Source organism: Bradyrhizobium sp. 155 (assembly GCF_023101105.1).
GTDB classification, from domain to species: domain Bacteria; phylum Pseudomonadota; class Alphaproteobacteria; order Rhizobiales; family Xanthobacteraceae; genus Bradyrhizobium; species Bradyrhizobium canariense_D.
Genome location: NZ_CP064704.1, coordinates 332,279 through 352,255 on the forward strand (window position 1 = coordinate 332,279; position 19,977 = coordinate 352,255).

The 19,977-nt window shown below is 64.6% G+C and carries 19 protein-coding genes; 8 read left to right on the forward strand and 11 right to left on the reverse strand.

Going from position 1 to position 19,977, the window contains the following annotated elements; translation table 11 throughout:
• Nucleotides 1–100: 100 nt before the first annotated feature.
• The 3 genes from IVA93_RS01560 (at nucleotide 101) to yddG (ending at nucleotide 3,242) form a co-directional block, all read left to right on the forward strand.
• Nucleotides 101–1,279 carry an acetyl-CoA C-acetyltransferase gene (locus IVA93_RS01560; protein WP_247789635.1) on the forward strand — a complete coding sequence of 393 codons (1,179 nt, stop codon included), beginning with the start codon at nucleotides 101–103 and terminating at the stop codon, nucleotides 1,277–1,279.
• A 240-nt stretch (nucleotides 1,280–1,519) separates the two neighbouring features.
• Nucleotides 1,520–2,245, forward strand: a complete 726-nt coding sequence (phbB, locus tag IVA93_RS01565) for an acetoacetyl-CoA reductase (protein ID WP_018452881.1) — start codon at nucleotides 1,520–1,522, stop codon at nucleotides 2,243–2,245.
• Between the two features lie 127 nt (nucleotides 2,246–2,372).
• Nucleotides 2,373–3,242 (forward strand): aromatic amino acid exporter YddG, encoded by an 870-nt coding sequence (gene yddG / locus IVA93_RS01570; RefSeq protein WP_018452882.1) that lies wholly within the window; start codon nucleotides 2,373–2,375, stop codon nucleotides 3,240–3,242.
• 34 nt (nucleotides 3,243–3,276) lie between these two features.
• On the opposite strand, the gene IVA93_RS01575 is transcribed toward yddG, so the two are convergent.
• Together IVA93_RS01575 and gloB are read right to left on the reverse strand one after the other, a co-directional pair.
• Nucleotides 3,277–3,699 carry a cupin domain-containing protein gene (locus IVA93_RS01575; protein ID WP_018452883.1) on the reverse strand — a complete coding sequence of 141 codons (423 nt, stop codon included), beginning with the start codon at nucleotides 3,697–3,699 and terminating at the stop codon, nucleotides 3,277–3,279.
• A gap of 23 nt (nucleotides 3,700–3,722) precedes the next feature.
• Nucleotides 3,723–4,490, reverse strand: coding sequence for a hydroxyacylglutathione hydrolase (gloB, locus tag IVA93_RS01580; protein WP_018452884.1), 768 nt, complete (start codon nucleotides 4,488–4,490; stop codon nucleotides 3,723–3,725).
• A 109-nt stretch (nucleotides 4,491–4,599) separates the two neighbouring features.
• On the opposite strand from gloB, the gene IVA93_RS01585 reads away from it, so the two are divergent.
• Nucleotides 4,600–5,346 (forward strand): class I SAM-dependent methyltransferase, encoded by a 747-nt coding sequence (locus IVA93_RS01585; RefSeq protein ID WP_007599158.1) that lies wholly within the window; start codon nucleotides 4,600–4,602, stop codon nucleotides 5,344–5,346.
• 71 nt (nucleotides 5,347–5,417) lie between these two features.
• Here IVA93_RS01585 and IVA93_RS01590 read toward each other — a convergent pair whose 3' ends face one another.
• Together IVA93_RS01590 and prmC are read right to left on the reverse strand one after the other, a co-directional pair.
• Nucleotides 5,418–6,212: a DUF4167 domain-containing protein gene (locus tag IVA93_RS01590; RefSeq protein WP_018452885.1), complete on the reverse strand. Its 795-nt coding sequence runs from the start codon at nucleotides 6,210–6,212 to the stop codon at nucleotides 5,418–5,420.
• 462 nt (nucleotides 6,213–6,674) lie between these two features.
• A complete protein-coding gene (gene prmC, locus IVA93_RS01595; protein WP_018452886.1) occupies nucleotides 6,675–7,571 on the reverse strand; it encodes a peptide chain release factor N(5)-glutamine methyltransferase in 897 nt (298 codons plus the stop codon).
• An 89-nt stretch (nucleotides 7,572–7,660) separates the two neighbouring features.
• Between prmC and IVA93_RS01600 the strand changes: the two genes are divergently transcribed.
• On the forward strand, nucleotides 7,661–8,080 hold the full coding sequence (locus IVA93_RS01600; protein ID WP_018452887.1) for an HIT family protein: 420 nt from the start codon (nucleotides 7,661–7,663) through the stop codon (nucleotides 8,078–8,080).
• On the opposite strand, the gene IVA93_RS01605 is transcribed toward IVA93_RS01600, so the two are convergent.
• The 4 genes from IVA93_RS01605 to IVA93_RS01620 form a co-directional block, all read right to left on the reverse strand.
• A complete protein-coding gene (locus IVA93_RS01605) occupies nucleotides 8,077–8,775 on the reverse strand; it encodes an ABC transporter ATP-binding protein (RefSeq protein WP_018452888.1) in 699 nt (232 codons plus the stop codon). The two genes, IVA93_RS01600 and IVA93_RS01605, sit on opposite strands and share 4 nt — an antisense overlap.
• Complete coding sequence (locus IVA93_RS01610) at nucleotides 8,772–10,619, reverse strand: branched-chain amino acid ABC transporter ATP-binding protein/permease (RefSeq protein ID WP_247789637.1); 1,848 nt, start codon at nucleotides 10,617–10,619, stop codon at nucleotides 8,772–8,774. The genes IVA93_RS01605 and IVA93_RS01610 overlap by 4 nt, the downstream gene beginning before the upstream one ends.
• Nucleotides 10,620–10,630: 11 nt before the next feature.
• Nucleotides 10,631–11,506 (reverse strand): branched-chain amino acid ABC transporter permease, encoded by an 876-nt coding sequence (locus IVA93_RS01615; protein ID WP_018452890.1) that lies wholly within the window; start codon nucleotides 11,504–11,506, stop codon nucleotides 10,631–10,633.
• A gap of 99 nt (nucleotides 11,507–11,605) precedes the next feature.
• Complete coding sequence (locus IVA93_RS01620; RefSeq protein WP_018452891.1) at nucleotides 11,606–12,940, reverse strand: substrate-binding protein; 1,335 nt, start codon at nucleotides 12,938–12,940, stop codon at nucleotides 11,606–11,608.
• Nucleotides 12,941–13,191: 251 nt separating this feature from the next.
• Between IVA93_RS01620 and IVA93_RS01625 the strand changes: the two genes are divergently transcribed.
• Nucleotides 13,192–13,806, forward strand: a complete 615-nt coding sequence (locus IVA93_RS01625; protein ID WP_018452892.1) for a hypothetical protein — start codon at nucleotides 13,192–13,194, stop codon at nucleotides 13,804–13,806.
• A gap of 112 nt (nucleotides 13,807–13,918) precedes the next feature.
• On the forward strand, nucleotides 13,919–14,389 hold the full coding sequence (locus IVA93_RS01630) for a MarR family winged helix-turn-helix transcriptional regulator (protein WP_026232413.1): 471 nt from the start codon (nucleotides 13,919–13,921) through the stop codon (nucleotides 14,387–14,389).
• 33 nt (nucleotides 14,390–14,422) lie between these two features.
• Here IVA93_RS01630 and prfA read toward each other — a convergent pair whose 3' ends face one another.
• The 3 genes from prfA to IVA93_RS01645 form a co-directional block, all read right to left on the reverse strand.
• A complete protein-coding gene (prfA, locus tag IVA93_RS01635; protein WP_247789639.1) occupies nucleotides 14,423–15,508 on the reverse strand; it encodes a peptide chain release factor 1 in 1,086 nt (361 codons plus the stop codon).
• Nucleotides 15,509–15,564: 56 nt separating this feature from the next.
• Nucleotides 15,565–17,832 (reverse strand): phosphoenolpyruvate--protein phosphotransferase, encoded by a 2,268-nt coding sequence (gene ptsP / locus IVA93_RS01640; RefSeq protein WP_026232414.1) that lies wholly within the window; start codon nucleotides 17,830–17,832, stop codon nucleotides 15,565–15,567.
• 269 nt (nucleotides 17,833–18,101) lie between these two features.
• A complete protein-coding gene (locus IVA93_RS01645; RefSeq protein WP_247789641.1) occupies nucleotides 18,102–19,358 on the reverse strand; it encodes an aspartate kinase in 1,257 nt (418 codons plus the stop codon).
• A 150-nt stretch (nucleotides 19,359–19,508) separates the two neighbouring features.
• Between IVA93_RS01645 and IVA93_RS01650 the strand changes: the two genes are divergently transcribed.
• A complete protein-coding gene (locus IVA93_RS01650; RefSeq protein ID WP_018452897.1) occupies nucleotides 19,509–19,976 on the forward strand; it encodes a PH domain-containing protein in 468 nt (155 codons plus the stop codon).
• Nucleotide 19,977 lies beyond the last annotated feature (1 nt).

Genomic DNA, 19,977 nt, shown 5'->3' on the forward strand with positions numbered 1-19,977 from the left:
GGCCGATTGACATGCCTCAACGACGTTAACAGGATGCCGTCCGAGACTGGCGAGCCGTTTCCCCAGCCCCGTCTGCCCCCATTCAACCCAGGAGATGCCCATGTCAGACGATGTCGTCATCGTCAGCGCCGCCCGCACCCCGGTCGGAAGCTTCAACGGAGCGTTCGCAACCCTTCCCGCCCATGATCTCGGCGCCATTGCCATCAAGGCCGCGCTGGAGCGCGGCGGCATCGAGCCCGGCCGGGTCTCCGAAGTCATCATGGGCCAGATCCTGACCGCCGCCCAGGGCCAGAACCCGGCCCGTCAGGCTTCGATCAATGCCGGCATTCCGGTCGAGAGCCCGGCCTGGGGTGTCAACCAGCTCTGCGGCTCGGGCCTGCGCACCGTTGCGCTCGGCTATCAGGCGCTGCTCAACGGCGATTCCGAGATCGTGGTCGCCGGCGGCCAGGAATCCATGAGCATGGCTCCGCACGCCCAGTACCTGCGTGGCGGCGTCAAGATGGGTGCAGTCGAATTCATCGACACCATGATCAAGGACGGTCTGTGGGACGCCTTCAACGGCTATCACATGGGCAACACCGCCGAGAACGTCGCGCGGCAGTGGCAGATCACCCGCGCCCAGCAGGACGAGTTCGCGGTCGCCTCGCAGCAGAAGGCCGAGGCCGCGCAGAAGGCCGGTAAATTCAACGACGAAATCGTTCCCGTCACCATCAAGGGACGCAAGGGCGATGTCGTCGTCAGCGCCGACGAATATCCGCGCCATGGCGCAACGGTCGACGCGATGGCGAAGCTTCGTCCCGCCTTCGAGAAGGACGGCACGGTCACCGCGGGCTCGGCGTCCGGCATCAACGACGGCGCTGCTGCCGTGGTGCTGATGACCGCCAAGCAGGCCGCCAAGGAAGGCAAGAAGCCGCTCGCGCGCATCGTGTCCTGGGCGCAGGCGGGCGTCGATCCGAAGATCATGGGCTCGGGCTCGATCCCGGCCTCGCGTGCCGCGCTGAAGAAGGCCGGCTGGAACGTCGGCGATCTCGACCTGATCGAGGCCAACGAAGCCTTCGCTGCGCAAGCCTGTGCCGTCAACAAGGACCTCGGCTGGGATACCTCCAAGGTCAACGTCAACGGCGGCGCGATCGCGATCGGCCATCCGGTCGGTGCCTCCGGCGCCCGCGTGCTGGTGACGCTGCTCCACGAGATGCAGAAGCGCGATTCGAAGAAGGGCCTCGCCACGCTGTGCATCGGTGGCGGCATGGGTATCGCGATGTGTGTGGCGCGCGACTGAGATAGTTGACGCGTCATTTGCGCGTGCGCTGCACACGTGACTGAGTGCGTTGCACGCGATTAAAAAGGCAGCGGTTGCAAATCAAATATTCTTCGCAACCGTACAAGCCTCGACTAAAGAGAAACGCCCGGCTCGACGCCGGGCGTTTTGTTCTTGATGTCCGTCAAACGTCCCCCATAATCCGCACTTAAAAACGATCACTCAGAAACGTCCGAAGAGTCCAAGGGAAGGAAATACGATATGGCACGTGTTGCATTGGTGACGGGTGGTACGCGGGGCATCGGAGCTGCGATCAGCAAAGCGCTGAAGGCGGCCGGCTACAAGGTTGCGGCGAGTTATGCCGGCAACGACGCGGCGGCGGAGAAGTTCAAGGCCGAGACCGGCATCGCCGTCTACAAATGGGACGTCAGCAGTTTCGATGCATGCGCCGAGGGCGTGAAGAAGGTCGAGGCGGACGTCGGGCCGATCGACGTGCTCGTCAACAATGCCGGCATCACCCGCGACACCGCCTTCCACAAGATGACGCTCGAGCAGTGGAACGCCGTCATCAATACCAATCTCGGTTCGCTGTTCAACATGACGCGTCCCATCATTGAAGGCATGCGTGCGCGCAAGTTCGGCCGCATCATTTCGATCTCGTCGATCAACGGCCAAAAGGGACAGTTTGGCCAGGTCAACTATTCCGCGGCGAAGGCCGGTGACATCGGCTTCACCAAGGCACTTGCGCTCGAGAACGCCAAGGGCGGCATCACCGTCAACGCGATCTGCCCCGGCTACATCAACACCGAAATGGTGCAGGCAGTGCCAAAGGACGTCCTGGAAAAGAACGTGATCCCGCAGATCCCGGTTAACCGGCTCGGCGAACCGGAAGAGATCGCACGTGCGGTCGTGTTCCTGGCGGCGGACGAGGCCGGCTTCATGACCGGCTCGACGCTGACCATCAATGGCGGCCAATATCAGGCCTGATGGCGCCCATTCTCTTGGCGCAACGTCGCTGAGGCAAAATATGTAGCTTCAGTCGCGACAAGGCGATAGTGAGGACGAAAATGCCCGGCCTTGTGCCGGGCATAAACGTCCTCAGAGCCTTTGATCGATGACTCCCCGCACCGCAACGCTGATCGGATTGACCGCGATCCTGATGTGGTCGCTGCTGTCAGTGATGACGGTGGCGACCGGAAAGATCCCGGCATTCCAGCTGGCCGCGATGACGTTCGCGATCGGCGGGCTCGTCGGCCTGCTCACCTGGATCGGCCGCGGCGCAGCGGCCAAAAGCCTGCGTCAGCCGCTGGTCGTGTGGATCGTCGGTGTCGGCGGACTGTTCGGCTATCACGCGCTGTATTTCCTCGCGCTGCGCTTTGCGCCACCGGCTGAAGCCGGCCTGCTGAATTATCTGTGGCCGCTCCTGATCGTGCTGTTCTCGTCGTTTCTGCCGGGCGAGCGGCTTGCCGTGCATCACGTCGTTGGCGCCCTGCTCGGCCTCGTCGGCACCGTGCTGCTGTTCGCCGGTAACACCTCGGGCTTCACGCAGGGACAATTGCCGGGTTTGGCCGCGGCCTTCATCGCAGCGTTCGTGTGGGCGATCTATTCGGTGTTGTCGCGGCGACTGAAGGCGGTGCCGACCGATGCGGTCGCGGGATTCTGCCTCGCCACCGCGGTGCTCGCCGCGCTGATGCATGGACTGCTTGAAACCACGGTGTGGCCGGACACGACGCTGCAATGGCTCTCCGTCATCGCGCTCGGCATCGGTCCCGTCGGTGCTGCGTTCTACGCCTGGGACATCGGCATGAAGCGTGGCGACATCCGCGTGCTCGGCGCCGCCTCCTATGCGACGCCGCTGCTCTCGACCGGCTTCCTCATCGCCGCTGGCTTTGCCAATGCCAGCGCCAACATCACCATCGCCGCGATCCTGATCGCCGGCGGCGGCCTGATTGCGGCGAAGGACATGTTGCTGCGGAAGCGGTAGCATCATTGCCGGCGCAAGCCGAAGCGACAGGGCCTTAGGGCTCCCAGCCCTTCGGCGCGAGCTCGAACTTCGCGAACTCGAAGGCGGGCGCCACGGTGCAGCCGACCAGGGTCCACTCGCCGGTGGTCTCTGCCGTCTGCCACGCATCGGCCGGCACGATCGCCTGTGGCCGCTCGCCGTTCAACAGGTCCGTACCGAGCCGTACCTCGTGCTGGGAGCAGCCTTCGTGCGCTATCCGCAGGGTCAGCGGGCTGCCGGCGTAATAGTGCCAGCTCTCGACAGCATCGATGCGATGCCAGTGCGAACGCTCGCCGCGCGCCAGCAGAAAATAGATCAGGGTCGAGCGCGCGCGGCCGTTGGCGTCGGTGGTCTGGTCGCGAAACGTCTCTCGGTAATGCCCGCCTTCGGGATGCGGGCGGAGTTCGAGGCGCGCGATGATCTCGGCTGCGGTCGGCATCGATTCCCGTCAGGATCTGTTCTTCAAGACTTGTTCTTGCGCTCGCGCAGCTCGCCGAACACCGCGGTGGCATCCGCGCCCTTCATGTGCAGCCTGGCTGCGATCGAGGGTTCGTCGGCGCGCAGGAACACGTTTGTCCGCTTCTCGTCACCAAGCAGCGCGGGAATGGTCGGCTTGTTCTCGGCCCGCAGCCTCGCCACCTCCGCCGCGCGCGACTGCAGCGCCGCATTGTCGGGGTCGACGGTCAGCGCGAACTTGACGTTGGAGGCCGTGTATTCATGGCCGCAATAGAGCTTGAAGTCGTCGGGCAGGGCACGCAGCTTCAGAAGCGAATCCCACATCATCGGATAGGTGCCCTCGAACACGCGGCCGCAGCCGATCGAGAACAGCGTGTCGGCGGCGAACAGCGCTTTGTCGGTGTCGAACACATAGGAGATGTGGTCGAGCGTGTGGCCGGGCGTCTCCAGTACGCGCCCCAGCAAGCTGCCGACCCTGACGATTTCGGCATTGGCGACGCGCAGGTCGACGTCTGCGATCTCCGTCGTCTTGTCATGCGGCGCGACGACGCGGCAATTGTATTTCTGCTTGAGTTCGGCGACCCCGCCGACATGATCGCCATGATGATGGGTGATCAGAATGTCGGTGAGCTGCCACCCCTCGCGCTCGAGCGCCCTCACGATGGGGCCGGCCTCCGGCGCGTCGATCGACGCCGTCGCCTTGGTTTCCACATCGTGGATGAGGTAACCGAAATTGTCGTTTAAACAGGTGAAAGTACGAATTTCGGCGGCCATGTCATCTCCGATCGCGCTCAGCTCCGTCAGACAAATATGGCGTTAACGTTGCGCAGGCAATGCAATATTCCGCGCGCGGGGGCCGCCTCGTGCATGTTACATTGCGATCATGACCATTGATGTCGTCGACCTCCGCGAGTTCTACTCCCGTCGCCTCGGGATTGTGGCGCGGCAAATGATCAATCGCGGCATTCGGGAGCGCTGGCCGCGCGTCGATGGCCAGCGGGTGCTCGGCTTCGGCTATCCCACGCCCTATCTCGGGTTGTTCCGCGAGGACGCGGAGCGCTGCATCGCCTTCATGCCCTCGGCCCAGGGCGTCCTGAAATGGCCCACCGGACGGCCGGCGCTTGCCTCGCTGGTGGACGAGTTCTCGCTGCCGCTTCCCGACGCCGCGGTCGATCGCATCCTGCTGGTCCACGCACTGGAAATGTCGGACGATCCGGCCGCGCTGCTGCGCGAGGCATGGCGCGTGCTGTCGCCGTCCGGTCGCGTGATTGCGGTCATCCCGAACCGGCGCGGGGTGTGGACCCGCACCGACAGCACGCCGTTCGGTCACGGCCGGCCCTATTCGCGTTCGCAGATCACGGACCTGTTGCGCCAGACCTGGTTCACCCCGACCGCCTGGGGCGAGGCGCTGTTCATGCCGCCCTATGCCGGGGGCTGGGTGCTGAAATCCGCACAGATGTGGGAGCGGGCCGGCGCGGCGCTGTCGCTGCCCTTCGCCGGCGTGCACATCGTCGAGGCGACCAAGCAGGTCTACCGCGCGATCCCCGCCAAGCGCGAGCGGGCGCGGCTCATTCCATCACTGGCGAAGCCGGTGCTGGTACCATCCTCGACGACGGCGACGCGCGGCTAAAAACAAATCGTCCCGGACATGCCGGGACGATTCGGGTCAGGACATCTGGCGCAAGATGTCCGGCGAAAGGCTTACTCGCCGGGAGCCACTTCGTCGCTTGAGGCGGCCGGAGCGGCTTCGCGCTCGGGGCGCGGGCCATTCGGGCGGCGGCGCCGCCGCGGAAAGCGCTCGCCACCACCACCTTCGAAGCCGGCCTGGCCGGGCGCGCCACCGCTCACCTGCGGCTGCGGGCCGGTGATGAAGGAAGGCAAACGATCGACGCTGACGGCGTCGGCGACGACGGGCTGAGGCTGGTTCAGCGGTAGCGGTTGCGGCTGGGGCTGATATTGCGGCTGCGGACGATGGTCGCGTTCGCGATGCTCGCGCGGCTGCTGGTTGTCGCGCTGATAAGCATGGTTGTCGCGGGGCTGATGATCACGCGGCTGATGATCGCGCGGGCCGTCGCGGTCGCGGGTGAAGGGCGGCGGTGGCGGCTGTGGGACAAAACCCGGTTCCTGGCCGAAATTCGAGAAATTCTCGCCGTCGTCCTCGCCGTCGTCACCGCTGTTGTTGCTGATGGGCTCGTCGCCGCGCGGTTGCTGGTTCTGCCGGAACTGTTCCTGAGCCGTCGCGATCAGACGAAAATAATGCTCGGCATGCTGGTAGTAGTTCTCGGCCGCAACGGGGTCTCCGGAGGAGCGCGCGTCGCGCGCGAGCTGGAGATACTTTTCAGCAATATGCGAAGCCGTGCCGCGGATCTTGATGTCAGGTCCGTTGGACTCGTAGACCCGGGTCATCGGGTTCTGGCCGCGCCGGTTATTATTGTTGTTATTGTTATTATTATTGTTGCGGTTGCGCATCCGCTGCTTGTTCTGACCGTTTCTCATGTCCTGCCTTTAATTCCAGCCCTAAAGGTTGCACGCATTACTGATTGCCGAGAGTGACCTGATGACAGCGGTTCACATCGCTTGCGCGCAACCGCACGCAAGAGCGGATTGATCCCTGCCGATGTTCGTCGACCGTCGCGTTCAACAAAAGACGCGTTCCCCACCGCCAGCATCCATCGCCAGCGAACCCATTCATATCGCCTGCCGAAACAAGCCCTGCTTTGTTGCGTAAGTCTTCAAGCGCAATATCAGGCTTTCGTTCACGTTGCGGTCGGTAAGCAGCGCAGCTCAAATGGCCATCGCGCTCAACAGGACCTGCGGCTTGGAACCATTATCAGTAAGCTCTCGCCCGAGAGCCCGGCTTTCGCCCGTAGGTCTACGGGGCCGGCACCGATGTGTTGATAGGAAGGTAGTCGTTCCCAAGGGATATTCCAAGAGGTTTTTTGCAGCCCAATCCGGCTTTTATGGGGGCATTTTCCGGGCCGAAACCGCCCGTGGGATGCCCGCCAGATCGGCCTTGGGCGGCCTGTCCACGACCAACGCGGCAGCCGTCATCAAGGTTTCAATATTGCGGGCCTGGCCCTGTCCGGCCTCGACGATCAGTGCTCCGCCGGGAGCGAGACGTTCAGTCGCCTGCGGGATCAGGGCGCGATAGGCGTCGTAACCGTCATTGCCGCCGTCGAGCGCCAGGTGCGGATCGTGCTCGCGCACCTCGATGCTCAATTTCGGAATTTCGGCCGACGGGATATAGGGCGGATTCGACACGACGAGGTCGAACGGGCCGCGGAGCGCCGCTGCGTAGGAGCAGCCGACGAAGCTGGCGCGGTCGGCGAGGCCAAGAGCCGCGGCGTTGTCTCTGGCGGTCTTGAGCGCGGTCAGACTGAGATCGGTGCCGACGCCGACGGCGCCGGGAATTTCGTGCAGCAGCGCGAGCAGGATGGCGCCGGATCCGGTGCCGATATCGGCGATGCACGGGCGCCGTCCCGAATTCGTAAGCCCATGAAAGATCTCGAGCGCCAGTTCGACCACGGCCTCGGTATCCGGCCGCGGGACCAGCGTCGCCTCGGATAGCTGGAACGGCAGGCCCCAGAATTCCCGAGCGCCGAGAATGCGGGCGACGGGCTCATGCGCGAGCCGGCGCTGCGCATACGCTTCCAGCCGCGCAGCCTCTTCAGGCGCGAGTTGTCGGCCCGCCTGCGTCACCATCCCGGTCAGATCAAGCCTCAGCGCAGCTCCGACGAGCAGGCGCGCATCGAGGGCGGGCTGCTCGATGCCGGCCGATTGCAGCCGTGCCGCAAGCACGCGCCGCGCACTCTCGATGCTGTGTCCTGGATCGAAATCTGTCGCCAATGGAACCATCCTGCCTAGCATCGTGGATAGATCGGCTGGCTTGCTTGCGTCAATGAAAAGGAGCGCGTCAGATCGCGCCTCGCAACCAAGGAGGGTCCATGACGCCCTACGACGATCAGAACGTCTTCGCAAAGATCCTGCGTGGCGAGATCCCCTGTTTCGAGGTTTTCAGGGACGACCGTAGCCTCGCCTTCCTCGACATCATGCCGCGTTCGCCCGGGCACACGCTGGTCGTTCCCCGGGCGCCGGCACGCGGCATCCTCGACATCGCGGATGACGACCTCGCCGCGGTCGCCCGAACCGCCAAGCGGATCGCGATTGCCGCGATGAAGGCGTTCGACGCCGAGGGCATCATCCTTCAGCAGTTCAGCGAGCCGGCCAGCGGCCAGGTGGTCTTTCACCTGCACATGCACGTCATGCCGGTCAGGGCCGGAATCGAGCTGCTGCCGGCGCAGACGCGCAAGGAGGACACGGCGGTGCTCGCCGCTCACGCCAGGCGAATGATCGCCGCTCTCTAGACGCCGAGATAGCGCTGGAGCAGCTCCGGCTGGGCCTTGAGCTCCCGCGCCGGCCCTTCGTGCACGATATGTCCGTTGTTGATGATGTAGATCCGTGTCGCCAGCGCCAGCGTCGCCGCCAGGTTCTGCTCGACCAGCACGATGGTCTGGCCGGCGGCGGCGAGCTCGCGGCAGGCCTTGACCAGATCGTGGACGATGACGGGCGCGAGTCCCTCGAACGGCTCGTCCAGCAGCACGATCTTGGGATCACGCACGAGCGCCCGTGCGATCGCGAGCATCTGCTGTTCGCCCCCGGATAGCTCGGTGCCGCGGTTGTTGCGCCGCTGCTTCAGCCGCGGAAACATCTCGTAGATGCGATCGAGCGGCCAGCGTTTCGGCGCGGTGATGCCGGCGAGGACGATGTTTTCCTCCACCGACAGGCTGCCGAAAATGCGGCGTTCCTCGTGCACGAGCTGCATGCCGGCCTGCGCGATTCTGTGGCTCTTGCGCCCGGCGATATCGATGCCGTCGAATTTCACGCTGCCGCTACGCGGCGTCACGACGCCCATAAGGCTCTTCAGCGTGGTGCTCTTGCCGGCGCCGTTGCGTCCGAGCAGCGCCACCACCTCGTGACGCTCGACATGCATGGCGACGTCGAACAGGATGTGGGAGTCCCCGTAATAGCTGTTCAGGCCGTTGACCTCGATCAGGCTCATGCCGCGATCTCTCCGTGCACGCCACCGAGATAGGCTTCCTGGACGGCGGCGTTGGCCTTGATTTCCTCCGGCGTGCCGGAGACCAGCACCCGGCCTTCCTGGAGCACGGTGACGCGCTCGACCAACTCGAACAGCGAATCCATGTCGTGGTCGATGATGATCATGGTACGGCCGCGCGCGATCGACTTGAGCAGCTTGACGGTCTCGAGACGCTCTCGCGGGCTCATGCCGGCGAGCGGCTCGTCAAGCAGCAACAGGCGCGGCGACGTGGCGAGCGCAAGCCCGATTTCCAGCCTGCGCTTCTCGCCATAGGCGAGCTCGGACACGGGCGTGTCGGCACGACGGGTCAGGTTCACCAAAGCGAGCGTGTGCGCCACCTGCTCCGTCAGGCCCTTGACGCCGCCGAGCGTGCGGAACAGGTCGAGCCGGAATTTTCCGCGCAGTTCGGCAAGGGCTGCGATCGTCAGGTTCTCCCGCACCGTCAACCCGGTGAAGAGCTGGTTGACCTGGTAGCTTTTGGTCAGTCCGAGCTGGCAAACCTCGGTGACCTTCAATCCCGTGATGTCGCGGCCCTCGAACACGATCTGGCCGGAGCTCGGCGCGATCTCGCAGGTCAGCATCTTGAAAAAGGTTGATTTGCCGTCGCCGTTGGGGCCGATGATCCCGCGCAGCTCGCCCCGATTGACGCTGAAATCGATGTCGCTGTTGGCAACGAGGCCGCCATAGCGCTTGGTCAGGCCGGTGGCTTTCAGGATCGGCCCGGAATAGGCGGGGTGCTCGACCTCCTTGGCCTGCATCGGCGCCGGTGGAGGTTGCAGCCTGGCCTCGGTGTCAGCGGCGTCCTGCTCCATCTCCGCATCCGTCTGCTTTCGCTTTCCCGAGACGAGGCGGTAGAGATCGGCAAGGCCGCCGATGATGCCGCCGCGCAGGAAGCAGACCAGCAGCACGAACACGACACCCAGCACCAACTTCCAGGCTGCGCCGAGGCCCAGTGCGGACTGCAGGAAGTCCTGAAGGAACAGCCAAACGGTTGCGCCGACCAGCGGTCCGAACAGCGTGCCCCTGCCGCCGATGGCCGTCTGCATCACGAGCTGGCCCGAGGTGTCGAAGGTGAAGGCGTCGGGCGGCATGAAGGCCTGGAGCACGCCGAGCAGTCCGCCGGCGAAGCCCGCGTAAGCGGCTGCGATCACGAAGGCGGTCAGCTTGTAGCCATGGATGTTGTGGCCGACGGCCGTGGCGCGCAGCGGATTGTCGCGGATCGCACTCAGAACCGCGCCGACCGGCGAGCGCACGATCCTGAGGGCGATGACAACGCCGACGAAATAGCACAGCGCGATGAACTGATAGAGCGACCAGCCATTGGTGAAGTGGATGGAGATGAAGCCGAGATTGAAGCTCGGCGTCGGCACGCCGGGCAGGCCGTTTTCGCCGCCGGTGAAATCGGAAAGTGGATTGAATTCGACGAAGAAGAACACTTCCGCGATTGCCACGGTGATCATCGCGAAATAGATGCCGGTGCGGCGCAATGCGATCAGGCCGATCAGGTAGCCGGTCGCTGCGGCCGCGATCATGCCGATGATCAGCGCGCCCAGCACGTTGCCGAAGCCCGCGCGGGTCAGCAGGTAGGCGGCGACGAAGCCGCCGGTGCCGTAGAAGGCGGACTGGCCGAACGAGAGCAGGCCGGTGAAGCCGAACAGGATGTCGAAGCCGAGCCCGAACAGGCCCCAGACCAGGATCCTGTTCACGGTGTTCGGCGCGAACCCGAGATGAGGCAGCACGAAGGGGGCTGCGATCAAGCCGATCGCAGTCAGGGCTTCGATCAGGAAGGGGCGTTGCTTGAGCATCAGGTGATCGCTTACTCGCGGCCCTGGACGCCGAGCAGGCCATGCGGTCGTACCACGAGTACGAGCGTCATCGCCGCAAACAGCATCACATAGGCATAGCCGGGGTTGAACATGGAGGTGACGCTGATGATCTCGCCGGCGATCAGGCCGCCGAGAATTGCGCCGGGGAACGAACCGACGCCGCCGATCACCACCACCACGAAAGTCTGGACCAGGATGTCGTCACCGATGCCCGGTGTCAGCGACACCACCGGCGCGTTGACGATGCCGGCAAAGCCGGCGGCCATTGCGCCGATGCCGAAGACCACCATGAAGACGCGATAGACATTGATGCCAAGCGAATCCACCATCACCGAATCCTCGATGCCGGCGCGCACAATCATGCCCAGCCGGGTCCGGTAGAGCACGATGAACAATGCGCCGAGGGCGATCGCGACGATGCCGACGACGGCGAGGCGGTAGGTCGGATAGAACATGAAGCCGAGATTGGTGATGCCCTGGAATAGCGCCGGCGGCGGCACCAGCTGCGACTGGCTCGAGAAGATCAGGCGCACGAGCTCGACGAAACAGATGCCGAGCCCGAAGGTCACGAGCAGCTGATCCTCGTGCGGACGATGATAGAAATGACGGATGATGCCGCGTTCCATGAGAACGCCGAGCAGCATCACGAACAGGGAGCCCGCGATCACGGCAAGGGTGAACGACTCCGTGTACTGATAGGCGACGAAGCCGGCATAGCCGCCGATCATGAACATCGCGCCGTGTGCGAGGTTGAGCACGCCGAGCGTGCCGTAGATGATGGTCAGGCCGGAGCTGATCAGCGCGAGCAGGGCGCCGAGCGCGAGCCCGTTGAAAAGCTGTGAAACGAGGTTGGGCCAACTTATCATGCGACAATCGCTGTTGTGGCGCGCGATGTTGCGCGTCAGAAAAAGGCGACGCCGCGGGACCGGAGTGCAGTCCGCGGCGTCACAGGGGTTGGCGAGGTCTCAGCTGTAGTCGCCGAGATGGCAGCCGAAGGCGTCGGGCTTCTGCATCAGGCCTTCACCCGGGACGATCTCGACGACGTCGTACCAGTCTTCCTTGTTCTTCATGTCCTTCTGCTGCTTGCCCTTGACGATGATCACCGGGCGGACGCATTGGTGATCCTCCGGGCGGTAATGGACGTCGCCGACCAGGGAGGGGATCGTCTCGCCCTTCTCGTAGGTCTTGATCACGTCAGGCGGACTGAAGCTGCCGGCCTGCTCGCACATGTGCGCCCAATGCGCGAAGCTGACATAGGCGTTCTCGGCGCCCCATTCGGGCTTGTAGCCGTACTTCTTCTCGAACGCTTCGTTGAACATTTTCGCCAGCGGGAACTTGTCCTCGATGGTCCACCAATAGTCGGTGGCGGCGTAGACGCCCTGCATCAGGCCCCCGGTCTCGCGCGCGATGAAAGGCACCTGGTACGGCACGACCAGCTTCATCTTGTCGAGCACGCCAAACTGCTTGGCCTGTTGTGTCGACAGTACCGCGTCGTGGCCCCAATTGACGTTGATCAGCACGTCGGCGCCGGAGTTGGCGACGTTCAGCAGGTATGAGGAATAGTCGGGGGCGCCGAGCGGGGCGACCTGGTTGGTCACGGTGGTCCAGCCGGCGGTCGCCAGGAAGTCCTGCATCGATTTGGTAACGGTGTGGCCGTAGGTGTAGTCGGGCGTCAGATACGCCGCCTTCTTGCCCTTGCCGAACTCACGTACCATCACCGGGCCGATCGCTGCGGCCGCAGTCTGGCCGTAGAAGTTCTGGCGAAAGCCGTAGCGGACGCAATCCTTGCCGGTGGTGTCGTTCGAGCCGGAAATGCCGCATACGAAAATCACATGTTCGCGCTGGGCGAGCTTGTTCAGCGCCACCGCAACGGCGCTCGACGTGCCGCCGGTGATCATGATCGCCTTGTTCTCGCTGATGAAGCGCTGCTGCGCCTGCACTGCCTCGTTCGGCTTGGCCGCGGAATCGGCGACGCCGAACTTCAGCTCCTTGCCGAGCACGCCCTTGCTGGTCTTGGGCGAGATCTTCTTGATCAGCTCGTGGCCTTCATTGATGTGCTCGATCGCGAGCTGGTAGCCCTTGAGCTCGTCTTCACCCTGCACGGCATAGGTGCCGGTGCGCGGCACCGAGATGCCGATGAAGGCGGTGGAGCCCGAGACCCCTGCGGGGTAGGAGCCGATCGCCGGCTTGTCCTCGGCAAACGCCGGCATCCCCGGCAGAACCGCGCCACCGATGAGGCCCGCGGTGGTCTGAAGCAGGCCACGGCGCGAAAGGCCGCGGCGGATGAGATTGTCAGTCATGATCGTTTCCTCCTAACGTCGTTCTTGTTTGCAGGCAAAGCACGACCTGTCCGACGGCAGCCGGCCTCGAAGGCCTGTCCGCGCCGGGCACGTCACATCCGCGTGTAGCTCTTGGGCGCAAGCATTGCTTGTGAACGCCTTCTGTCAATTTCGTCTTTGGTCGAACGCCGAAAATTATCTCGTGAAAACATATCGCATCACGATATATATTAGCCTTTGTGAGTACGAGGCTGGCGGGTTCGGCGAGAGAAATGGCGCGGCAGACGACAGTGGCGGGTACCCGAAAGCGACGGTCGTGGCCGCAAGGTGCGGAGCGGCAGGAGGCGGCGTGGCCGGAAGAGGTGAGCGGGCAGCGGGCGACACCGCAGTCCGGCGATGCCTCGCGCATGCCCGATCCGCGCAACTGGCCGGCCGGCCGGCGCGGGCCCGCCGTCGGCCCCGTTCAGGCGAAGCGCGCGCCCGGTCCGATGCAGAAGCTGAGCGTGCGCGCCCAGAACGTCCTCAAGGAACTCGCGGTCGAGCTCACTGCCGAGCAACCGCCGAAGGGGAATTGGTCGCCCTCGCGCGAATTGCTGCTTGCGCTGACGGCCGAACGCCTCGCGACCGCGCGCAATTGCGGTCCTCACACGATGAGGGAAATCATCGACTGGGCGCAGGGCTGTGGCGTGACGATCAAGCCGGTGATCCCGCCCGGCGGCTCGCTGTCGCAGATGTGGGCCGAGTTGATTAGCAATGCATCCGCGGGTGCCTTGACCAGCGCCGAGATTGCCGGCGCGCTGCAGCGCTCGATCCGGCGAAAGAGCGTCCGTATCCCGATCGCGTTCCAGGTCATCCTGGTGAAGATCCTGCTGTCCAGCTTCGAATAGGTGGCGATATTTGTGTGTCCGGGGCGCCGGTCGGTTGGTTCGGCTTGGCCTTCCTTGCTAGTCTCGGTGAGGCCGCCCGTTGCACCGGCTGGCTCGACGTCGCAGGCAGGGAATGGCCCCATCGAAGCGGAAGACGACACGCCCGGCGCGTGCTGTGCCCACAAAGGGTGGCGCGATGCGCGAGGCCGACTACGGGGCGCTTGCGCAGTTTCGCTATCAGCTCCGAACCTTCCTGGCCTTCAGCGAAGCCGCGGCCCAGAGCGCCGGCTTGACGCCGCAGCAGCACCAGGCGCTGCTGGCGATCAAAGGATTGGCCGCCCCTGACGGCGCCAGCGTCGGCGACATCGCGCGCTTCCTGCTGATCCGGCACCACACCGCGGTGGAGCTGGTGGATCGCATGGCGAAACTGAAGCTGATTGGCCGGGAAGCCGACCCGGATGATGCGCGGCGCGTCCTGGTCAAGCTGACAGCGAAGGGCGAGCGGAAGCTGCGATCCCTCTCGCGCATCCATCTGGACGAGCTCAGCGCCGCCGCGCCCGGTTTGGGCAAGATCCTGCGAGCGTTTCGAGCCAAGAGACGCTGAGGACACGCTGAAGAAAGCGCGAAGCCGCGAGCTCTACGCCGCCGCGCCCTGAGCGGCGAGCTGCGCGGCCTGGTGCTCGGTGGTCAGTGCGTCGGTCAGTTCACCCAGCGCTCCGCCCGCCATCACCTGCGGCAGCTTATAGAGCGTCAAATTGATGCGGTGATCGGTGACGCGTCCTTGCGGGAAATTATAAGTGCGGATGCGCTCGCTGCGGTCGCCGGAGCCGACCTTCTCCTTGCGCTCGGCCGAGCGCGCCGCGTCGAGGCGTTGCTGCTCGGCGTCGTAGATGCGCGAGCGCAGGATGTTCATGGCGGAAGCGCGATTCTTGTGCTGCGAGCGGCTATCCTGCATCATCACCACGATGCCGGTCGGGATGTGGGTGATGCGGATCGCTGATTCGGTCTTGTTGACGTGCTGGCCGCCGGCGCCTCCGGCGCGCATCGTCTCGATACGCAAATCATCGTTCCGGATCTCGAGGTCGACCTCCTCCACCTCGGGCATCACGGCGACGGTGGCGGCAGATGTGTGGATGCGCCCCTGCGTCTCGGTGTCCGGCACGCGCTGCACCCGGTGCACGCCGGACTCGAACTTCAGCTTCGAGAACGCGCCGCGGCCCTGCACCTCGGCGATGATTTCCTTGTAGCCGCCGACGCTGCCTTCGCTGGCCGAGATCACCTCGACCTTCCAGCCCTGCAGGGCCGCGAAGCGCTCGTACATCCGGAACAGGTCGCCGGCAAACAGCGAAGCCTCGTCGCCGCCGGTGCCGGCGCGGATTTCCAGCACCACGTTGCGATCGTCCATGGCGTCCTTCGGCAGCAGCGCGACGCGGATCTTCTGGACCAACTCCTCGATCTTCGGCGTCAGCTCGCCGCGCTCGGCTTCCGCCATGGCGCGCATCTCGGCATCGGTCGCGGGATCGGCGATCAGCGCCTCGGTGTCGGCGAGCTCCTTGAGGGCCGAACGATAGGTCTTGACCGCTTCGATCAATGGCGTGAGCTCGGCGAGCTCACGCGTGATCTGCACATAGCGTTCGGAGGCGAGCTGACCGAGCGATTCGGCCTCGAGTGAGGCGTGATGCGCGAGCAGGACGTCCAGTTTGGCTTCGGGGAGTGACGACATCGGTTCGGTCTCAAATGCGGAAAAGGGCGAGGCGGCAGGAGGGGGCGACAGGCCCGCTACAAGGCCAGGCCTTCGGCCTCGGCAAATTCCGTCAGCTTCTGCCGGATCGAGACGCTGCCGGCGGGCGCGTCCAGCAACGGCCCGAGCATCGCCTCGGCCTTCTTGGCGTCGAGATCGAGCACCATGGCCTTGACCGGGCCGAGCGCGGTGGCCGAGAGCGACAGCGAGCGATAGCCCATCCCGATCAGCGCCAGCGCGCCGATCGGTTTCGACGCCATCTCGCCGCAGAGCGACAGCGATTTGTTCGCGGCTTGCGTCTTGCGTGCGATGTCGCGAAGCGCGCGCAGGATCGGCGCCGACATGGTGTCGAAGCGCTCCGAGACTTTCGCGTTGCCGCGGTCGACCGCGAACAGGAACTGGAACAGATCGTTGGAGCCGACCGAGATGAAGTCGACCTTCTTCAGGAGCTCGTCGAGCTGATAAAGCAGCGCCGGCACCTCGACCATGGTGCCGATGTCGATCCGCTCCGGCAGCGTGTGGCCGTGCTGGCGCAGATAGGTCAGTTCGCGTTCGACCAGCGCCTTCGCAGAATCGAATTCACCCACCTCCGAGATCATCGGGAACATGATGCGCAGCGCGCGGCCGCCGCCGGCGCGCAGCAGTGCGCGGATCTGGCCGCGCAACAGGCCGGGACGATCGAGCCCGAGCCGGATCGCGCGCCATCCGAGCGCGGGGTTCTCCTCGATTACCGCCTCCATATAAGGCAGCGCCTTGTCGCCGCCGATGTCGAGGGTGCGGAAGGTGACGGGCTTGGTGCCGGCGGCATCCAGCACGGTGCGATAGAGCGCGAGCTGGTCGCTGGTGCGCGGCAGGCTCTGGCCGACCATGAATTGCAGCTCGGTGCGGAACAGGCCGATGCCGGCGCTGCCGGTGTCTTCGATGTGCGGCAAGTCGATCGCGAGACCCGCATTGATCATCAGCTCGACCTTCTGGCCGTCCTTGGTGACGCAGGGCCGGTCGCGCAGCGCCAGATACTGCGCCTGGCGGCGGGCCCGGAAGCGCACGCGCTCGGCGAAGGCCGCTTCGACCTCCTGCGATGGGCGCACATAGATCATGCCGGAGGTGCCGTCGACGATGACGGCGTCGCCGGGATCGGCGATACCAGGCGCGTTCGGGACTTCGCCGACCGCGGGAATGCCGAGCGCGCGCGCCACGATCGAGACGTGGGAATTGGCGGTGCCTTCCTCCAATATGATGCCGCGCAGGCGCTTGCGGTCATAGTCGAGCAGCGCCGCCGGGCCCATCGCGCGCGCGATGACGATGGCGTTGTCGGGCAATTGTTCGCGTGACGGCGCGTGATCCTGGCCGACCAGCTGTCGCATCAGGCGATAGCCGAGATCCTCGAGATCATGCAGCCGGTCGCGCAAATAGGGATCTGTCGAGCGCAGCATGCGCGCGCGGGTGTCGGATTGCACACGCTCGACGGCGGCTTCCGCCGTGAGGCCGGTGGCGACCGCCTCGTGCAGCTTGTGCGACCAGCCCTGGTCGTTGGCGAACATGCGGTAGGCTTCCAGCACCTCGCGATGCTCGCCGCCCTCGGCGACGTCGCCGCGCTCCAGCATGCGGTCGAGATCGGCGCGCAGCTTGGCGAGCGCGGTGTCGAGCCGCTTGATCTCCTTTGGCAGGTCCTCGGCGATGTAGTCCTTGATAACCACGCGCGGCTCGTGCAGCACGACATGGCCGAGTGCGATGCCTTCCGACAGGATGGCGCCGACCTTCTGCGCCGAATGGCGCGCCGCGGGCTCATGGCCTGGCTGGGCCAGCGCAGACAGCTCGCCGGAGGCGATCAGCTCCGCCAGCACCATCGCGGTGGTCTGAAGCGCCTCGAGCTCCTCCTCGACATAGTTGCGCTTGGCGCGATTCTGCACCACCAGCACGCCGAGCGTGTTGCCGGCGCGCAGGATCGGCACGCCGAGGAAGGAGTGGTAAATCTCTTCGCCGGTCTCCGGGCGGAACGAGAAGGCCGGATGGCTTTGCGCATCGCTTAGGTTGAGAGGCGTTGCCTCGCTCGCGACCAGGCCGACCAGGCCCTCATGGGCGCTGAGCACGGTGTGGTGCACCGCCTCGCGGTTGAGGCCTTCGGTGGCATAGAGCTCGAGCGTGTTGTCGACGCGCAGCACATAGACCGAGCACACCTCGGCCACCATGTTGGCGGCGATCAGCACCACGATCTTGTCCAGCCGCTCCTGGGCCGAGACCTGCTCCGCCATGGTTTCGCGGAGCCGTCTCAACAAGACGCGGGGACCTCCCGACGCGCTCCGCATGAACCGTCAATCTCCTCCGTCTGCCGGGGCCGAAAGGACCCGCGGCGGCTCGCCCAGAAATCCAGAAAAACAACAAATTTGCTCGTCCGGCGCCAGCCCCGGCGGTTGCCTGGGCCGAATCAGCACCGCCTCAACTGGGGCACAGTTTCTGGCAGCCCACCCAGTTCGCCGTATAGCGAATTGGGGCTTGTTTTGCCAAGCAAAACGCCTGCCAAACGCGAAAGTGTGGACACCTTCGCGTTTGCTGCGACCGCTAAGAGAAAATTAGCCTAAGCCTGATCGAGACCGTAGAGCGTGTGCAGGGTGCGCACCGCAAGCTCGGTATAGGCGGTGTCGATTAGAACCGAGAATTTGATCTCGGAGGTTGTAATGGCCCGGATGTTGATATTCCGTCCTGCGAGGGCCGAGAACGCCTGGGCGGCAACGCCGGCATGGCTGCGCATGCCGCTGCCGATCACCGAGATCTTGGCGACATCGGTAGCCGTGTCGAGCCGGGCATAATTGATCTGGCTCTTGGCCGCGGTAATCGTCTCCTTGGCCCTGGTGTAGTCGGCGGCCGGGACCGTGAAGGTGAGGTCGGTGGTCTTCCCGTCCTCGGAGACGTTCTGCACGATCATGTCGACGTTGATGTTGGCATTGGCGAGCGGGCCGAAGATCGACGCCGCCACGCCGGGCTTGTCCTCGATCTGGCGTACCGAGATCTGGGCCTCGTCCTTCGAAAAGGCGATGCCGGTGACGATGTGGCTTTCCATGATCTCCTCCTCGCTGCAGATCAGCGTGCCGGGCGGCTGGTTGGCATGCGGGTCGATATCCTCGGGCTTGTCGAAGCTCGAGCGGACGAAAATTGGCATGTTGTGGACCATGCCGAGTTCCACCGAGCGGACCTGGAGCACCTTGGCGCCCTGGGAGGCCAGCTCCAGCATGTCTTCAAATGCGATCTTGTCGAGCCGGCGCGCCTTCGGCACGATTCGCGGATCGGTGGTGTAGACACCGTCGACGTCGGTGTAGATGTCGCAGCGGTCCGCCTTCACGGCGGCGGCGATCGCCACGGCCGAGGTATCGGAGCCGCCGCGGCCGAGCGTGGTGATGCGGTTGGTCTCGGGGTTGATGCCCTGGAAGCCGGCGATCACGGCGACTTCCTTGCGCTCCCTGAAGCGCTTGATGATCTCGCTGCCGTCGATGCCCTCGATCCGGGCCGAAGCATGGGCGTCGCTGGTCGTGATCGGGATCTGCCAGCCCTGCCAGGAGCGGGCCTGGATACCCATGCCCTGAAGCACGATGGCAAACAGGCCGGACGTCACCTGTTCGCCCGAGGCGACCACGGCGTCGTATTCGCGCGCGTCGTGCATCGGCGAGGCCTCGGTGCACCAGGCCACCAGCTCGTTGGTTTTACCGGACATCGCCGAGACGACCACGGCCACTTCATGGCCGGCGTCGACCTCACGCTTCACATGGCGTGCGACGTTGCGGATACGTTCGATGTTGGCGACGGACGTGCCGCCGAATTTCATCACGAGGCGGCTCATGACGACGCGTGCATTCCTTCATAAGGATCAGTATGGTGGCCCGCACTGGACGGGCCTCGCGGACACCGACCGCGCGTATACATAGCGGCGGGGCCGGGGGCAAGCGGGTTCCTGCGGGGCAGGGTGCGGGGTAGTGGGTTAACCGAGATCATGGCGCGCTATATCGACGAGATCCTGCAGCCTGGCGAGAAGGTGCTGTATTCGACCAATGCGCACTGGATCTTCTATTTTCCGGCGATCCTGGCCTGGATCGTGGCGCTGGTCCTGTTCGTCCTGTCCCGGCAAACCACCGTCGAGGGGCTCGTCATGCTCTGTCTGGTTGCGGCCGGCCTGGTCGCTCTGGCGGCGCTGTACTGGACTGTGAAGGGCTGGTTCCATCGCTTTACCACCGAGACCGACGTGACCAATTTGCGGGTCGTGCACAAGACCGGCTTCATCAAGCGCCGCACCTTCGAGATGGCGCTGGACAAGGTCGAGAGCGTCGATGTCGATCAGACCATTCTTGGACGAATTCTCAACTACGGCGACGTGACGATTCGCGGCGTCGGCGAGGGGATCGAGACGATCAAGACCATCGCCTCGCCGCTCGCCTTCCGTAGTTCGATCACCACGCGGTAGG

What these genes read in the sequence shown, in the direction of transcription:
- IVA93_RS01560 (WP_247789635.1), top strand. Translation starts at nt 101, where the DNA reads ATGTCAGACGATGTCGTCATCGTCAGCGCCGCCCGCACCCCGGTCGGA.
- phbB (WP_018452881.1), top strand. Translation starts at nt 1,520, where the DNA reads ATGGCACGTGTTGCATTGGTGACGGGTGGTACGCGGGGCATCGGAGCT.
- yddG (WP_018452882.1), top strand. Translation starts at nt 2,373, where the DNA reads ATGACTCCCCGCACCGCAACGCTGATCGGATTGACCGCGATCCTGATG.
- IVA93_RS01575 (WP_018452883.1), bottom strand. Translation starts at nt 3,699, where the DNA reads ATGCCGACCGCAGCCGAGATCATCGCGCGCCTCGAACTCCGCCCGCAT.
- gloB (WP_018452884.1), bottom strand. Translation starts at nt 4,490, where the DNA reads ATGGCCGCCGAAATTCGTACTTTCACCTGTTTAAACGACAATTTCGGT.
- IVA93_RS01585 (WP_007599158.1), top strand. Translation starts at nt 4,600, where the DNA reads ATGACCATTGATGTCGTCGACCTCCGCGAGTTCTACTCCCGTCGCCTC.
- IVA93_RS01590 (WP_018452885.1), bottom strand. Translation starts at nt 6,212, where the DNA reads ATGAGAAACGGTCAGAACAAGCAGCGGATGCGCAACCGCAACAATAAT.
- prmC (WP_018452886.1), bottom strand. Translation starts at nt 7,571, where the DNA reads ATGGTTCCATTGGCGACAGATTTCGATCCAGGACACAGCATCGAGAGT.
- IVA93_RS01600 (WP_018452887.1), top strand. Translation starts at nt 7,661, where the DNA reads ATGACGCCCTACGACGATCAGAACGTCTTCGCAAAGATCCTGCGTGGC.
- IVA93_RS01605 (WP_018452888.1), bottom strand. Translation starts at nt 8,775, where the DNA reads ATGAGCCTGATCGAGGTCAACGGCCTGAACAGCTATTACGGGGACTCC.
- IVA93_RS01610 (WP_247789637.1), bottom strand. Translation starts at nt 10,619, where the DNA reads ATGCTCAAGCAACGCCCCTTCCTGATCGAAGCCCTGACTGCGATCGGC.
- IVA93_RS01615 (WP_018452890.1), bottom strand. Translation starts at nt 11,506, where the DNA reads ATGATAAGTTGGCCCAACCTCGTTTCACAGCTTTTCAACGGGCTCGCG.
- IVA93_RS01620 (WP_018452891.1), bottom strand. Translation starts at nt 12,940, where the DNA reads ATGACTGACAATCTCATCCGCCGCGGCCTTTCGCGCCGTGGCCTGCTT.
- IVA93_RS01625 (WP_018452892.1), top strand. Translation starts at nt 13,192, where the DNA reads ATGGCGCGGCAGACGACAGTGGCGGGTACCCGAAAGCGACGGTCGTGG.
- IVA93_RS01630 (WP_026232413.1), top strand. Translation starts at nt 13,919, where the DNA reads ATGGCCCCATCGAAGCGGAAGACGACACGCCCGGCGCGTGCTGTGCCC.
- prfA (WP_247789639.1), bottom strand. Translation starts at nt 15,508, where the DNA reads ATGTCGTCACTCCCCGAAGCCAAACTGGACGTCCTGCTCGCGCATCAC.
- ptsP (WP_026232414.1), bottom strand. Translation starts at nt 17,832, where the DNA reads ATGCGGAGCGCGTCGGGAGGTCCCCGCGTCTTGTTGAGACGGCTCCGC.
- IVA93_RS01645 (WP_247789641.1), bottom strand. Translation starts at nt 19,358, where the DNA reads ATGAGCCGCCTCGTGATGAAATTCGGCGGCACGTCCGTCGCCAACATC.
- IVA93_RS01650 (WP_018452897.1), top strand. Translation starts at nt 19,509, where the DNA reads ATGGCGCGCTATATCGACGAGATCCTGCAGCCTGGCGAGAAGGTGCTG.